Source organism: Mycobacterium farcinogenes, assembly GCF_019739075.1.
GTDB lineage: Bacteria > Actinomycetota > Actinomycetes > Mycobacteriales > Mycobacteriaceae > Mycobacterium > Mycobacterium senegalense.
Genome location: NZ_CP081673.1, coordinates 5,708,513 through 5,722,866, shown reverse-complemented (window position 1 = coordinate 5,722,866; position 14,354 = coordinate 5,708,513). Strand labels below are relative to the sequence as shown.

At 66.3% G+C, this 14,354-nt stretch carries 17 protein-coding genes; 4 read left to right on the top strand and 13 right to left on the bottom strand.

Features of this window, described 5'->3' with window-relative positions; genetic code table 11:
- Positions 1-111 precede the first annotated feature (111 nt).
- Both K6L26_RS27340 and K6L26_RS27335 read right to left on the bottom strand, forming a co-directional pair.
- Positions 112-1,398 (bottom strand): ArsB/NhaD family transporter, encoded by a 1,287-nt coding sequence (locus tag K6L26_RS27340; RefSeq protein ID WP_221852155.1) that lies wholly within the window; start codon positions 1,396-1,398, stop codon positions 112-114.
- 12 nt (positions 1,399-1,410) lie between these two features.
- Entirely contained in the window at positions 1,411-1,899 is a 489-nt protein-coding gene (locus K6L26_RS27335; RefSeq protein ID WP_019345797.1) for a CBS domain-containing protein, read from the bottom strand.
- A 143-nt stretch (positions 1,900-2,042) separates the two neighbouring features.
- On the opposite strand from K6L26_RS27335, the gene K6L26_RS27330 reads away from it, so the two are divergent.
- Positions 2,043-3,011: a sensor histidine kinase gene (locus tag K6L26_RS27330; protein WP_064895839.1), complete on the top strand. Its 969-nt coding sequence runs from the start codon at positions 2,043-2,045 to the stop codon at positions 3,009-3,011.
- Complete coding sequence (locus tag K6L26_RS27325; RefSeq protein WP_221852154.1) at positions 3,011-3,658, top strand: response regulator; 648 nt, start codon at positions 3,011-3,013, stop codon at positions 3,656-3,658. The genes K6L26_RS27330 and K6L26_RS27325 overlap by 1 nt, the downstream gene beginning before the upstream one ends.
- On the opposite strand, the gene K6L26_RS27320 is transcribed toward K6L26_RS27325, so the two are convergent.
- From K6L26_RS27320 to K6L26_RS27310, 3 genes are all read right to left on the bottom strand, one after another.
- Complete coding sequence (locus K6L26_RS27320) at positions 3,625-4,074, bottom strand: DUF1707 domain-containing protein (protein WP_221852152.1); 450 nt, start codon at positions 4,072-4,074, stop codon at positions 3,625-3,627. The genes K6L26_RS27325 and K6L26_RS27320 overlap by 34 nt on opposite strands.
- Positions 4,075-4,135: 61 nt before the next feature.
- Positions 4,136-4,630, bottom strand: coding sequence for a hypothetical protein (locus K6L26_RS27315; protein ID WP_019345801.1), 495 nt, complete (start codon positions 4,628-4,630; stop codon positions 4,136-4,138).
- Positions 4,627-5,016 (bottom strand): hypothetical protein, encoded by a 390-nt coding sequence (locus K6L26_RS27310; RefSeq protein ID WP_221852150.1) that lies wholly within the window; start codon positions 5,014-5,016, stop codon positions 4,627-4,629. Before K6L26_RS27310 ends, K6L26_RS27315 begins: the two co-directional genes overlap by 4 nt.
- Before the next feature lie 21 nt (positions 5,017-5,037).
- On the opposite strand from K6L26_RS27310, the gene K6L26_RS27305 reads away from it, so the two are divergent.
- Entirely contained in the window at positions 5,038-5,619 is a 582-nt protein-coding gene (locus K6L26_RS27305) for a TetR/AcrR family transcriptional regulator (RefSeq protein WP_221852148.1), read from the top strand.
- Positions 5,620-5,628: 9 nt separating this feature from the next.
- Here the strand turns inward: K6L26_RS27305 and K6L26_RS31775 are convergent, their stop codons facing one another.
- From K6L26_RS31775 to K6L26_RS27295, 3 genes are all read right to left on the bottom strand, one after another.
- Positions 5,629-5,946, bottom strand: coding sequence for an ESX-1 secretion-associated protein (locus K6L26_RS31775; RefSeq protein WP_245008651.1), 318 nt, complete (start codon positions 5,944-5,946; stop codon positions 5,629-5,631).
- A gap of 33 nt (positions 5,947-5,979) precedes the next feature.
- The gene (locus K6L26_RS27300; protein WP_051752408.1) at positions 5,980-6,768 is read right to left on the bottom strand and encodes an EspA/EspE family type VII secretion system effector; all 789 of its coding nucleotides are present in this window, start codon (positions 6,766-6,768) and stop codon (positions 5,980-5,982) included.
- A gap of 76 nt (positions 6,769-6,844) precedes the next feature.
- Entirely contained in the window at positions 6,845-7,585 is a 741-nt protein-coding gene (locus K6L26_RS27295; RefSeq protein ID WP_131805843.1) for a hypothetical protein, read from the bottom strand.
- A gap of 20 nt (positions 7,586-7,605) precedes the next feature.
- Here K6L26_RS27295 and K6L26_RS27290 point away from each other — a divergent pair, with 20 nt between their 5' ends.
- On the top strand, positions 7,606-8,058 hold the full coding sequence (locus K6L26_RS27290; RefSeq protein ID WP_036389380.1) for an SRPBCC family protein: 453 nt from the start codon (positions 7,606-7,608) through the stop codon (positions 8,056-8,058).
- 326 nt (positions 8,059-8,384) lie between these two features.
- Here K6L26_RS27290 and K6L26_RS27285 read toward each other — a convergent pair whose 3' ends face one another.
- From K6L26_RS27285 to K6L26_RS27265, 5 genes are read right to left on the bottom strand one after another with little or no spacing between them, the layout of a single operon-like run.
- Positions 8,385-10,598 (bottom strand): AAA family ATPase, encoded by a 2,214-nt coding sequence (locus tag K6L26_RS27285; protein WP_076216006.1) that lies wholly within the window; start codon positions 10,596-10,598, stop codon positions 8,385-8,387.
- Between the two features lies 1 nt (position 10,599).
- Positions 10,600-11,481 carry a CDP-diacylglycerol--serine O-phosphatidyltransferase gene (pssA, locus tag K6L26_RS27280; protein WP_036389378.1) on the bottom strand — a complete coding sequence of 294 codons (882 nt, stop codon included), beginning with the start codon at positions 11,479-11,481 and terminating at the stop codon, positions 10,600-10,602.
- Entirely contained in the window at positions 11,478-12,176 is a 699-nt protein-coding gene (locus tag K6L26_RS27275) for a phosphatidylserine decarboxylase (protein WP_043369172.1), read from the bottom strand. Before K6L26_RS27275 ends, pssA begins: the two co-directional genes overlap by 4 nt.
- A 24-nt stretch (positions 12,177-12,200) precedes the next feature.
- Entirely contained in the window at positions 12,201-13,388 is a 1,188-nt protein-coding gene (gene moeA / locus K6L26_RS27270) for a molybdopterin molybdotransferase MoeA (protein WP_047037568.1), read from the bottom strand.
- Between the two features lie 2 nt (positions 13,389-13,390).
- Positions 13,391-14,314: an SDR family NAD(P)-dependent oxidoreductase gene (locus K6L26_RS27265; RefSeq protein WP_019345150.1), complete on the bottom strand. Its 924-nt coding sequence runs from the start codon at positions 14,312-14,314 to the stop codon at positions 13,391-13,393.
- Positions 14,315-14,354 lie beyond the last annotated feature (40 nt).

Below are 14,354 nucleotides of genomic sequence, written 5' to 3'. Positions count from 1 at the left end.
GCTTGCGCGACGAGCACCGGCATGAGTGGTTATGGCATTGGGTTGACACTCAGTCTACGGGGCGGCTCATCGCCGGCATCCGCTGGCGGCCCGGGCTGGTCGGCGCCGAGCTCAGAAGTAACGCAGCCAGACATACCCCCAGGCCAGCACGGTACTGAGCGCGGTGACCACCAGGCCGTAACGGGTGAACCGCCAGAAGCTGATCGGATGCCCGGCCCGCTTCGCGATACCGATCGCCACCACGTTCGCACTGGCCGCGATGGCGGTGCCGTTGCCGCTGAAACAGGCACCGAGCGCGAACGCCCACCACAGCGCCCGACCCGTCTCGGTTTCCGGAGCCTGAGCCACCATGTCCTCCACCACCGGCGTCATCGTCGCGGTGTAGGGAATGTTGTCGACGAACGCGCCCACGATCGCCGAACCGAACAGCAGCGCCGTCGCCGCGGCGAACCAGTTGTCGCCGAACGCCGACTCGGCCACCGACCCGAGCGCACCGATGACACCGGTGTGGACCAACCCGGCGACCATCACGAACAGGCCCATGAAGAACACCAGCGTGGGCCACTCGACCTCGGGCAGCACGTCGGCCACATCGATGTCGGTGACCAGCAGCATGGCCCCGGCGCCCAACAGCGCGACGATGGACGGCGCCACGTGCAGTACCGAATGCAGCGCGAAGCCGACGATCACCACATTGAGCACCAGAAGCGATCGCAACAGCAGGCGCCTGTCCTTGATCGCACGCCGTTCCTGCAGCGCCATCACCTCGTCGATGTGCACCTGTCGCGCGCGCAGGTCAGAGCGGAACAGTACCCGGGTGAACACCACGAACAACGCGAAAATGATGACGACGATCGGCGCCATGTGGATCAGGAAGTCGTTGAAGGTCAGGCCGGCACGGCTGCCGATGATGATGTTGGGCGGGTCACCGATCAGGGTGGCGGCGCCGCCGATATTGGAAGCCAGCACCTCGGCGATCAGATAGGGCTGAGGCGGGATGCGCAGCCGGTCGCAGATCACCAGGGTCACCGGAGCAATCAGCAGGATGATGGTCACGTTGTCGAGCACCGGCGAGGCGAAGGCGGTGATCGCCATCAGCATGACCATCAGCCGGAACGGATTGCCGCGGGAGCGCTTGGCGGCCCAGATCGCGAGGAAATCGAAAAGCCCGGTCTGTTTGATGACGCCGACGATCACCATCATCCCGAGCAACAGGAAGATGACGTTCCAGTCGATGCCCTGATGCTCTGAATGAAAGACCTCGGCTCCGGGGATCAACCCGAGCAGGGCCATCAGGCCGGCGGCGACCAAGACGGTCTTGACCTTGTCGGCTCGCTCGGTGGCGATGAACCAGAAGGCGACGACGAAGATCGTCAGCGCCGAGACTCCAGCCAGCACAAGCCGCGGGGATCAGTCGCCGGGCCCGGCGACCGCGAGGCTGGTCAGCAGCCGTTCGAGCGTGACGGCCCCGGTAAGCCGTCCGCTGCGGTCGACGACGGCGATCAACGGGCTGCGCTTGTTGGCCATCACCGTGGCGATCTCCAGCAACGTCGCCTCGGGCGTCACGGTCGCCGGCTTGGACGCGGGCCCCGGAAGACAATCACCGACGGTGAGTTTGCCCGGCCCGTGCCAGAACAGATCGGCGTGAATCTCGTCGACGGTGCGGACCAACGCCGGATCGTCTTGGTAGGACTCGGGAATCGTCAACCGCAGCACCTGCGTACCCGGCAGCACCGCGACCGGGCGGTCGTCGTCATCGACCACCACCAGTCCGGGAAGCCGGTTGACCACCATCAGCTGGACGGCCTTCGACACAGGGTCGTCGATCCGCACGGTCGGCAGGTGGGCCGCGATTTCGTGTGCCTGCATGAGCTCGTTCCAATGCGTCGCCAGTGTCATCGTCCTCGTTCTCCGATCATTCGGGACGGCCCTGTGTCGATCGTGTGCAGCCGGGACCTCGGGGACCATCGGGGCTGACACCCATTCCGCCAGGGGCGTTACCTGTATGGACAAGAGCGCTGGTCTCGGGTCACGCTGGTGGGGTGAAACCGGCGCGCACCCCGGCTGCCGCGTTGTTCCGTCGGGTGTTCCTGATCAACGGGCTGATCTTCACGCTGGGCACCCTGATTCTCGCGTTGTCGCCGGCGTCGGTGTCTTCACGGATAAAGCTCACCGAAATCCCAGTTTTGGTCATAGGTTTGGCGATTATTCTGGCTGCCAACGCGCTACTGCTGAGATCCAGTCTTGCCCCATTGGATCGGCTCGCCGCGTCAATGCGGCGGGTCGATCCGCCCAAGCGCAGCGACCGTGTCGACGATCGTGACAGCGGCGATCTGCAGCACTTGATCGAGTCGTTCAACGCCATGCTGGATCGGCTGGAAACCGAACGGACCACTGCAAGCGCTTCGGCGTTGGCGGCCCAGGAGAACGAACGTCAGCGCATCGCACGGGAACTGCACGACGAGATCGGCCAGACGCTCACCGTCGCATTGCTGACTTTGAAGCGTGCCGTCGACCGGTCCCCGGAGTCGATCCACGCCGAGCTCGCCGATGCGCAGGAGATCGTGCGGTCCAGCCTCGACGAGGTGCGCGAGATCGCTCGACGGTTGAGGCCGGACGCGCTCGAGGACCTCGGGCTGCACAGCGCACTCAACGCGCTGTGCAACGACTTCGCCCAGGCATCCGGTATTACTGTGGTCAAACACATTGCGCCGCAATCGGATCGGTTGAAGCCGGACGTCGAGCTGGTGTGCTACCGGATCGCTCAAGAAAGCCTGACAAACGTGGCGAGACATTCCGGCGCGAGCAAGGTGTGGCTCGATCTGCACACCGGCGCGACGGAATTGACGTTGCGAATCGCCGATGACGGTCGTGGCGGAGTGGATGCCGAGGGCGCGGGGATCAACGGGATGCGTGAGCGGGCATTGCTGGTGAACGCCATCCTGACGATCACCTCACCGCAGGACGGCGGGACCGAAGTGCGGCTGGTCATTCCGACCCGGGGCACGTGATGCCCGCTCGGATACTGCTGGCCGATGATCACGCGCTGGTCCGCAGCGGGCTGCGGATGATCATCGATGCCGAACCCGACTTGCAGGTGGTGGCCGAGGCCGCGGACGGATACGAGGCGCTGAACGCGCTGGACATGACGCCGGCAGACCTGGCGATCCTTGACATCGCGATGCCACGGATGACCGGGCTGCAGGCCGCGCGTGAGATCAACCGATCTCATCCGCACGTGCGGATCCTGATCCTGTCGATGTACGACAACGAGCAGTACTTCTTCGAGGCCCTCAAGGCAGGGGCGTCGGGGTATGTGCTGAAGTCCGTCGCCGACCGTGACCTCTTGGAGGCCTGCCGGGCCACCATGCGTGGCGAGCCGTTCCTGTACGCCGGCGCAGTGACGGCGCTGATCCGTGATTATCTGCACCGGTCACGCCAGGGCAGCGAACTGCCGGACACCATCCTCACGCCGCGAGAGGAAGAAGTGCTCAAGTTGATCGCCGAGGGCTACTCGACGCGGGAGATCGCCGCGACGTTGACCATCAGTGCCAAGACCGTGGATCGGCACCGGACCAACATCTTGGCCAAACTCGGGCTGAGGGATCGACTGGCCCTCACGCGCTACGCGATTCGCGCCGGGCTCATCGAACCGTGAGCCAAAACCGGAATGGCATGTGAGGTAACGCCGATGCCCCAGCCCATGATCGGCCACACCGGCCAGAAGTACCAGCCGCCACCACCGAACCCGACGGCCAGCCAGATGCCGAGCATCAGGGCTGAGCCGGCAAGGTAGGCGGCCAGGTGAATCCGGACGCTCAACCGGACGGCCCGTTGTTGGGCGGCGCGACGCCGCGGGTCATGCCGCCGGAGACGGTTGACGGGTAGGTCGGCGACGAGCGCGCGCAGTTCGGCGGTGGTCTGCGCTTGGAATGCCGACTGCAGCCGACCCTCATATTCGGGCATCGTCAGGTAGCCCTGGGTGAGGGCCTGGCCGAGGTCGTCGGCAGTGCGTTCGCGCTCCCGATCGCCGGCGCGAGTGGTTTCAACGGTGGTTGATGCGGTGTCGGCCATTTCCAACTCCCGTGAATCTAGTCAGTGACAAGTTGGACTATTCCACTGTAACTTGTCAACGTCAAGATGTAGTTTGGGCCGCTTCCTGCTCCGCGAGGTCTCGCAGGTTGATCAGCTGCTTTCGCATCATCACCACGTCACCGGCGGCCAGCGCCCACCCGACGAGCCGGGTCCCGCCGAAGCGCACTCGCACGTGCAGGCGGGTGCCCCCGGCTTCGTCACGCACGCCGTAGGTGACCGCGACTCTCCCGGACTGCAGCGTCAGGTGTTCCTCGTCGGCGAACGAGTGCAGCGTGAAGATCTGCATGAAGCGTTGGCCGGTGTGGAGCTGGGTCAGTTCCGGGTCGCGGGTCCGCGGGCTGCGTCGGCCGAAGTTGTCGATCAGGTCGTAGCTGTAGGGCGCGACGCGCAGTTGGCAGAGCCAGGCGAATACGGTCGACCGGGGCGCGCCGATGCTGATCGCCCGGTCGGCGCGTAGTGACGCGACTGATGGCAGGGCGTCGCACGGCAGGACCGCGTTGCGCTCTTGGGTGCTGGCGCCCCAGTTCAGGATCACGCCAACACGTCCGGGCGCGGGCGTAAATGTCCCGCAATGCGTTTGAGCATATGGCGCACGGCGACGGCATGACCGCCGGAGCCGATGACCAGGGCACGGTAGACCTTGCCGTGCAGGCCCGGGAAGTCGGCCCAGGTCTGCGAGCGTACGCGGGTGCGGTGTGGCTCGAGTTCGTCCAGTTCGAAAATCCATTTGTAGACCGAGAAGGGGTGGCGGCCCCTGAGTGTGAGGCGTTGCCGCGGCGTGCACTCGCCGATCGCGAATCCGAACGGAGCGCGCGGCCGGGAAGGCTCGCCGCACATCGTGCGCAGGACGGCGGCCCATGTCGTGGCCGTGTCGGCGTCGACGGTTATGGCATGCTCATCGATATAGGGTAAACGTTCCATATAGAAGGACTGTACTAGATCATGGCGCCTCCGCGGAAGCATGACACCGACGCGATCTTGGATGCGACACGGGCACTGGTGCTCGCCGAAGGGCCAAGGGCGGCAAGCGTTGCGGCGATCGCCAAGGCCAGCGGGGCGCCGGCGGGCACGCTGTATCACCGGTTCGGCAATCGCAATGGGGTGCTGACGGCGGCGTGGTTGCGGGCGCTGGAACGGTTTCAGACCCGGGCGATGGCGGCGACGGGCGATTCTCCGCTGGATGCTGCGGTGGCGATGGGTGTTGCCGCGGTGGGCTTCGCGCGTTCGGTTCCCGAAGATGCGCGGCTGCTGCTGACCATCCGGCCGAGCGACCTGCTCGACGGTGCCCCCGACGCGGAGTTCGCCGCGACGCTGGCGGTGATGAACGCCCCGCTCATCGAGCGGCTACGCGAACTGGCCCGCGAGATTTTCGGCGACGATGACGCGCGCACCATGGACGCCATGTCGCGCGCTGTCGTCGACCTGCCCTATGCCATGGTGCGCCGGCATGCCCACGACGCCGAGCTGCCGGCCTGGATGGAAGAGGACCTGGCCGACGCGATCCGGAAGTTGTTGGCGGTGTAGCTGTTTGGCTCAGCGCGGATGCATCTGGCCGTCGATGTTGCCGCCCTCTTGATGATCGGAGGTTGTGTAGTCGGTCGCTGCCGATCGCAGCTTGACGGAGAGGTCAGTCGAGATCTCATGCATCTTGCCGGCCGCTTCGCGGCGGGACAGTTCCGCGGACTTGAGCGCCATCGCCGTGGGAGAACACACCAAGCCGTGGGTCTGGAACACGTGGCCTGCGGTTCCATCCGTCGCCGACTTGGCCATCTCGATGAACGACGCGGCTTCTCCCTGCACGGTCGCAGTCGCCCGTATCTGGTCGGAAACGGTGAGTGGCGGCTGTGTCATGGAACCTCCTTGGTCGGATTCGGGTGGGTGGCCCTAGCTAGGGCCGAAACCGCCGCCGGGAATCTTGGCGTTTGCGTTCGTCGATCCATATTTTGAGGCAAGGTCTCTGATCTTCCCCGCATTTTCGCCGGAACGACTGGCCATCTGATGACATTGGACTGTTGCGGCGGGCACGGTGCCTGCGACCGCCGCCACCTCTATTGCAGTCGAAACTGCCTGGCCAACGTAGGGAATAGCTTTGGCGAGTAGGGCGGGAACAATACTTAAGCTAAGTATCGTCTGCATTTGCGAAACAAAATCGCGGGTGTCGCCGACTTGGCGCGCTTCCTCGGCAATGACTTTCTGAATATCGGCGTCGGTGGACGACATATCGGCGGCGCGCGCTTGTTGTTCCTTGTTTCTCTCTCCGTAAGCCTTCGACGCGTCGCCCGTCCAATCGCCGGGTGGCGCCGATCTCAAAAGGGTCGAGTGAGCGTCGACGAAGTGGTTGGCCCCGTCGGTGAATCGTGCACCATCCTCGGGTCGGCCAAACCCGAGCATGTTGCTTTCCATTGTCAGGACGATCAGACCGGCATTGATAATCGGTGTGCCGGCACCCTTCGCGATATTCCCCAGGGTCTTGGCCGACGATGTCGCGCCGCTCGCGGCGGCCGATTTGGCGAGTGCGCCCGCGCCTTCGGTAGCGACCAGCTGACCCATCGACAGAAAGTCGGATCCAATGCCTGCCATGGCCCACGGCACGCTCGACTTCGCCCCGTTGGCGTGATCGGCGATGCCATAGACGTAGTTGCCCTGCAAGTAGTAGAAGCTTCCTACGCCCATACCGACGAGCCTAACACCGCACCGGAGAGGCTGAATGCGCCAAGATTCGACTGAAACCGCAGGTGGGATGGGCCTTCTAGGCCGCGCGCAGTCTGGCTACGGCGCGGCCGTCGGTGAGCTCGTCGCGCAGTTCGGGATGCTGCCAGTAGAGCCGAACCCACTGCACGAGCGCCGTGCCCTTGGGCGTGTATGTCCCGGGAGCCTCCATCAGCAGTGTTTCGCCGCCGGCCAATGTCACGACCATCGGGTTCCAGAAGCGCTCTTCATCGGGCAGTCTGTCTGCGATGTTCTCGATCTCGTCCCACTTTCCGGTTTTCGGTTCGCGCAGCGTCGAGAATTCAAAACCGTCCGGGGTCAAGGAGAGATAGCTGAGGCTGCCCTGTCGGCGCAATTTGACCCAACACCAGGTCAGAACTGCCGCGGCAGCACCGGCGCATAGTGGGAACACATGTCGGCCGACGTCAAAAGGTAGATACAACACACCAACGACCCAGGCTAGGAACATCAACCACGTTGATAGGCCGGCAGTGACGATGAATCTCCGCAGATTGTTCTCTATCCGCTTGTCGGGCCGCAGTTGTGTTCCAGTGGCGTCGAAGGATGCCTGGAATGCTACCGTCTTTGATTGTGTCATCATGAAAATCAGGTAAACACAAGCCCATACCAAGCCGAGAATTACGATTAATGTCACAAATGATAATTGCTTTGCGGCATTCACCGCCCAGGGCGCCAGCATTGCGATAAAAATCAGCGTCACTGCGATCCCGGATCGTCTCGCAAATTTTTCCATTTCGCCCTTTGCGTGCGTGGTGGACATGGTGGGTAGGCTCCTGGCCTATGGATGATAAGGCCGGAGCTTCAAAGGTTGTCGCAGCCAGTCGGGAGATCGCCGCACCGGCAGAGGTCATCTTCGAGATGATCGCCGACCCGTCTCAACAGCCCCGCTGGGACGGGAACGAGAATCTCGCCGAAGCGCCGACCGATCAGCGGGTTCGGGCGGTCGGAGACGTGTTCGTCATGACGATCAGCCAGGGCGGCGACCGCGAGAACCACGTCGTGGAGTTCGAGGAGGGTCGGAGGATAGCGTGGCGGCCGTCCGAGGTGGGGAAGGAACCACCTGGTCACCTGTGGCGCTGGGAGCTGGAACCATTGGGCGACAACCGAACTCTGGTCACCCACACCTACGACTGGTCGCGGCTGACCGACGAGAAGCGGCTGGTGCGGGCACGGGCGACCACTGCGGACAAGCTGCGAGGATCGATCGACCGGTTGGCGGCGATCGCTGAGTAGACGTCAGTCACAGCCGTCTCAACAATCACGCTGCGGCGAGTGGGTGCCAGTGTGCCCGCCTATCAGCGACAGTGTCGCTCAGAGTCGGGCGTTGGACCGGAGGGACAGTTGAGGTTCCAGGTGTCCCAGGGGCGGATGAGGATGCGCGTTCTGCGGCCAGTGGTACGGAAGCGATTCAGGAGGCGATTGTCGCTCGGTTGTCGCTCGTAGGCGGGCACATCGAGGGGTGATTCGATCCCGTGAGGCTTGGGCAATGGGGACGTTTGCCCCTTGTGGTGAAACTACGGGTGGCGAAGGGCCCGCCGGACGCACCCAGCCCGCCAACCTCACCGCCCAGCCGCGAACTCCCGCAACGATTCCACCTGCGCCGCGTCCAACGACGGCCGCACTGTCTCGCGCGCTTTGGCGACGTCGGCGGCGGTGACGTCGGCCGCGTCGATGGACCGGCGCATGGCCGTCAGCGCTGCTTCCCGCAGCAGCGCAACACAATCGGCCGCGCTGTAGCCGTCCAACTCGGAGGCCAGGCCGTCGAGATCGACGTCGGCGGCCAGCGGAATGGATTTACCTGCGGTACGCAGGATTTCACGTCGCGCATCAGCGTCGGGCGGCTCGACGAACACCAGCTTCTCCAACCGGCCCGGCCGCAGCAGCGCCGGGTCGATGAGGTCTGGGCGGTTGGTCGCACCCAGCACGACGACGTCGTTCATCGGTTCGATGCCGTCGAGCTCGGTCAGCAGCGAGGCCACCACGCGATCGGTCACCCCCGAGTCGAAACTCTGCCCGCGGCGTGGGGCCAGCGCATCGATCTCGTCGAGGAACACCAGCGACGGTGCCGAGTCACGCGCGCGGGCGAACAGCTCACGCACCGCTTTCTCCGAAGAGCCGACCCACTTATCCATCAGCTCAGCACCTTTGACGGCATGCACGGAGAGCCGCCCCGAACTGGCCAGGGCCCGCACCAGGAACGTCTTGCCGCAGCCGGGCGGGCCGTAGAGCAGCACACCACGCGGTGGCTGGACGCCGAGCCGCTGGAACGTATCGGGGTGCTGCAACGGCCACAGCACGGCTTCGGTGAGGGCCTGCTTGGTCTCGACCATGTCGCCGACATCCTCGAGCGTCACCGACCCGACCGACACCTCCTCGGCGGCCGACCTGGAGAGCGGCCGGATCACGGTCAGCGCCCCGGTCAGATCCTCCTGCCACAGCACCGGCTCGTTGCCGTCGGCGCTGGCCCGTGATGCGGCGCGCAGCGCGCCCTCGCGGACCAACGCGGCCAGGTCGGCCACCACAAAACCCGGTGTACGGTCGGCGATCTCGGCGAGATTCAGCTCGGCGGAGGGCACGCCGCGCAGTAGCACCTCCAGCAGGGCCTTACGGGTGGTGGCATCTGGCAGGGACAGCGCGAGCTCACGGTCACACAGGTCCGGCGCCCGAAGCCGTGGATCGACCCCGATGGGCACGGCCGAGGTGGCGATGAACGCGACCCCGCGGGTGGCCACGGCCTCCCGCAGCTCGCCGATGATCAGGGCCGCAACAGGTTCGGGTGTCCGGTCAGCGGCAGTGGCCGGCAACAGGGCGTCGACATCGGAGATCAGCAGCACCCCACCGCCGTCGCGCACCGACGCGACCGCGTCGGACACCCGGCTCAACCGGTCGTCGGCGGCCAGCGCCCCCACTTCCGGGCCGTCGAGTTCCACCAGTCGTCGCTCGGCGCACACCGTCCGGACCATGGTGGCCTTGCCGACGCCGGCCGGGCCCGACACCAGGACACCGAGATTAGGTGTGGCGCCGAGAGTTTCGAGGAGCTGGGGCTCATCGAGGGACAGCTTGAGCCATTCGGTCAGCTTGCCGGCCTGGACATGGGAGCCCTTGAGGTCGTCGAAGCTCACCGCAGGCGCGGTCCGCGCGGGGCTGATCGTGTGCGCGCCGGTGGAATCCGAGGAGCTCGGCTCCAGGCCCGACCCCCAGGACACCACCGAATTCGGTTGAATGCTCACGGGTCCGGCGGGGTCGACCCCGGTTACCGTCAGCAGCTCCGAGGTCCAGGTGATACCCACCGACGACGCCAGCGCTGCGGTGGCCGCCGATGTCGAGGTGCCGGGCCCCAGATCGCGGGGCAACAGTGACACGGTGTCGCCGACCGTCATCACCTTGCCCAGCAGTGCCTGCCGCAGCGTCGCCGACGAAATCGAGTCGGTCGCCAGCTTGGAGCCACTCACCGTGACCGCCCGGGCCCCGTACACCGTCACCGGCGCCACGATCACCGTCGCGGTCTCCCGCACCCCGGCGTTCGACAACGTGACGTCATCGAGCAGGGCGGTTCCGGTCGGCGTCCCGCCGGGCGCCACGCCCACGACAGCGGCGGTAGTGCGGGAGCCGGTCAACGAAACCGCATCCCACTCGCGCAGCCCGAGGGCAGCGATGGCCTCCGGATGCAACCGGACCACCCCGCGGCGCGAGTCGAGTGCGGACGTGTTCAAGCGTGCCGTCAGGCGCAGATGCCCGAGTGCGTGATCCTCGTCAACCTCGAGCTGCGACATGTCAGCGACCCGGCTTTCTCAACCCCAGCCGCGCCATGGACCGCCGGTGCGGCTGTGCCCGGCGAATCGCGCGCCGGGCGGCGCGGCGCTGTTGCGGTTTGTCGTCCCATGATTCGGGGTGGCTGGCCACCCACTTCTTGGTGCGGATGGCGAACGGGATGTGGATCACGTAGGCCACGATGATCACCATGATCACGATGTAGCCGTAGAACACCGACGCCGCGACGCCGATGGCCACCAGTGCGAGCAAGGGCGCCACCATGTTGGGCGGCACCGAGAAGGTGTGGATCTTGCGCATCGGGATCCGGCTCACCACGAGCAGCGAGACACCGATCATCCAGATCGACACAGCCCACTCGCTGGTCCACCAACCTTCACCGAACTGCATCTTGGCGGCCAGCAGACCGATCGCGCCGATGGCACCGGCCGGCGCGGGCATCCCGACGAAGTATTCCTTCTCGTATGCGGGCTGGTCCACGTCGAGCAGGGCGTTGAACCGCGCCAGCCGCAACACGATGCACACCGCGTACAGCAGCACCACGATCCAGCCGACCCGCGAGTGCGACAGCAGCGTGCCGTACACGATGAATGCCGGTGCGACACCGAAATTCACCGCGTCGGCCAGTGAGTCGATCTCCTCACCCATCTTGGAGGTGGCGTTGAGCATCCGCGCCACGCGGCCGTCGAGCGCGTCGAGGATCGCCGCCACCGCCAGAAAAGCCATCGACTCGGTGGGCCGGTCGTCAAGCGCCATCTTGACCGCCGACAGACCCAGGCAGATCGCGGCCACCGTCATCGCGCTCGGCAACATCCGCACGCTGAACGGCGGCGGTTTCATGCGGCCCTTGATCAACGACGGCGGCCTCATGCGCGGCTTGATCATGGCAACTCCGCCAGGACGGTTTCTCCGGCCAGCGTCCGCTGGCCCTTGGTGACGAGCAGTTTCGAACCAGCAGGCAGGTAGGTGTCCAGCCGGGAGCCGTATCGGATCAGCCCGTACGTCTCGCCGATGTCGAGCTTGTCGCCGACGTGCGCGTTACACACGATGCGCCGGGCAATCAGACCGGCGATCTGCACGGCGATCACTTCGACGCCTTCGGGGGTGCGGATGACGACACTGTTGCGCTCGTTGTCCTCGCTGGCGGCCTCGAGCTCGGCCGAGTGGAACCGTCCGGGCCGGTGCTGCACGGCCACCACGTCACCGCCGATCGGGGCCCGCTGCACATGGGCGTCGAGCACCGACAGGAAGATGCTGATCCGCGGCCGAGGTGTGGCGGGCAGGCCCAGCTCGACGGGCGGAACAGCGTCCTCGATCAGACAGACCAGTCCGTCGGCCGGAGCGACCACGACGCCGGGGCGCGTCGGCGCCACGCGCGGCGGGTGCCGGAAAAACGCCGCGTTCGCGCCGGCGGCCAGCAGGCCGGCCCGGCGCACCCAGCGGTTCTTGCGGCCCAGGGCCGCGACGGCGAGGCTGGCGCCGACGAACGGAAGGCCCGCCGAGTGCATCGGCGGAACACTGGATCGCACCAGGGCCACAAGGCGTTCTGGTCCGGACTGGAGGTCTGGGCGTCTGGCCATCGGGAGGATTCTACGTGCGCCCGGTTAGCTGAGGTCCCACACGGGAACCGTCGCCCCGGCGGCCAGTTCGGTGACGTCCTCGGCGATCTCCAACAGGCAGTTGGCCGAGGCGAGCCAGCGCAGATGATGCGAGGCCGGGGGACCGTAGCTGCTCACGGAATCCCCGGTCAGCACACCCCGCCGGAACTGCCGTTTTCCGCGCGGCGACGTCAGATCCTCGGTCAGCTGTGCGGTGCGCCGCGGCCGGTCCGGTGCGGTGTGGCCCATCGCCGCACGCAGTGGCGAACGGACGAACACCTCGAACGACACCAGCGCGCTGACCGGGTTGCCCGGCAGCGTGATGATCGGGACCCCGTTGACCGTGCCCGCGCCCTGCGGCATGCCCGGCTGCATCGCCACCTTCACGAACTCCACCTGATCTGACAGGGAGTCCTTGACCACCTCGTACGCGCCTGCACTGACACCGCCGGTGGTGATGATCAGATCTGCATCGCGGGCGTGCTCGGCCAGCGCGGCGCGGAAGGCGTCGACGTCGTCGGCGGACATCGGGGCGATGGTCGCCTGCGCGCCGGCGTCGCGGACCGCCGCGGCCAGCATCACCGCATTCGACTCATAGATCTGCCCCGGCTGCAGCTCGGCGCCCGGAGCCACCAACTCGGTGCCGGTCGACATCACCATCACCCGCTGCCGCGGCAGCACGGGCAGGGTGGCCAGTCCCAGCGCGGCGGCCAGACCGAGTGCGGCCGGGGTGATCACCTGACCGGCGCGCAGCACGGTGGTGCCGGCGGTGACATCCTCACCGGCCCGCCGGATGTGCTGGCCGTCGCGGGCGGCCGCGCGAATCGTCACGGTGTCCGTCGCGCCGTCGGTGGCCTCGACCGGGACCACCGCAGTGGCGCCGGACGGCAGCGGCGCCCCGGTCATGATGCGGTGCGCGGTTCCCGGCTGCAGCGTCAGCAGATCGGTGCGGCCCGCCGGGATGTCCTCGGCCACCGGCAGCCGCACCGGGGTTTCCTCGGAGGCGGACGCGACGTCGTCGGCGACGACGGCATAGCCATCCATCGCCGAGTTGTCGAACCCCGGCAGCGACAGCGGTGCCACCACATCGGCGGCCAGCACCAGGCCGAGTGTGTCGTTCAACGGAACATCCTGCGGTGCACGGGCTTTGATCAGCCCGGCCACCACCACCTGGTGTTCTTCGACAGTCCGCATCATCACACCGGGAAGCTGACGCCGGTGAGCTCCTCGGACACCGCCCACAGCCGGCGCTGCAGCTCCTCGTCATGCGACTGCTTGCTGGAGGACACCAGCTTCGGGTAACCGCGCACCTCCCGGAAACCGTCCGGCCCGTAGTACTGGCCGCCGCGAACCTCGGGGTCCGTGGCCGCGCGCAGTGTCGCCAGTGCGCCCTTGTGCGCGCTGTTGACGAGCAGAGCGGTGACCTGGTCCACGCCCGGCAGCCTGGCACCGGGGATGTGACGGGTGAGCTCGGTGGCCGACACCCCGGGATGGGCAGCCACCGCGATCGTCGGCTCGTTCTTGGCGGCCAGGCGGCGCTGCAGTTCGTAGGTGAACAGCAGATTCGACAGCTTGGACTGCCCGTAGGCGGCGACGCGGTTGTAGCTGCGTTCCCACTGCAGGTCGTCGAAGTGGATCCCGGCCTGAATGCGGTGCGCGACGCTGGCGACCGCGACGACACGTGACCCGTCGACCGGCAGCAGGTGATCGAGCAGCAGCCCGGTCAACGCGAACGCGCCCAGGTGGTTGGTGCCGAACTGCAGCTCGAAGCCGTCGACGGTGGTCTGCTTGGGCGGGTACATCACCCCGGCGTTGTTGATCAGCAGGTCGATCCGCGGGTAGGCCGCCTTCAGCTCGTCGGCGGCAGTGCGGACCGAATCCAGCGAGCCCACATCCAGCTGCTGCAGCTTGAGGTCCGCCTTGGGTACCGCGGCGGTGATTCGGGCGACGGCCTGGCGGCCCTTGTCCATATTGCGTACGGCGACGACGACGTGCGCGCCCTTGGCGGCGAGCACACGCGCGGTCTCATAACCCAGACCGGTGTTGGAGCCGGTGACGATCGCGATCCGGCCGGACTGATCGGGGACGTTGGCCTCGGTCCACTTGGAATTGGCGCTCATAGGTGTTGAACATACGGAACGCCGGTGCTGGACGGCACCC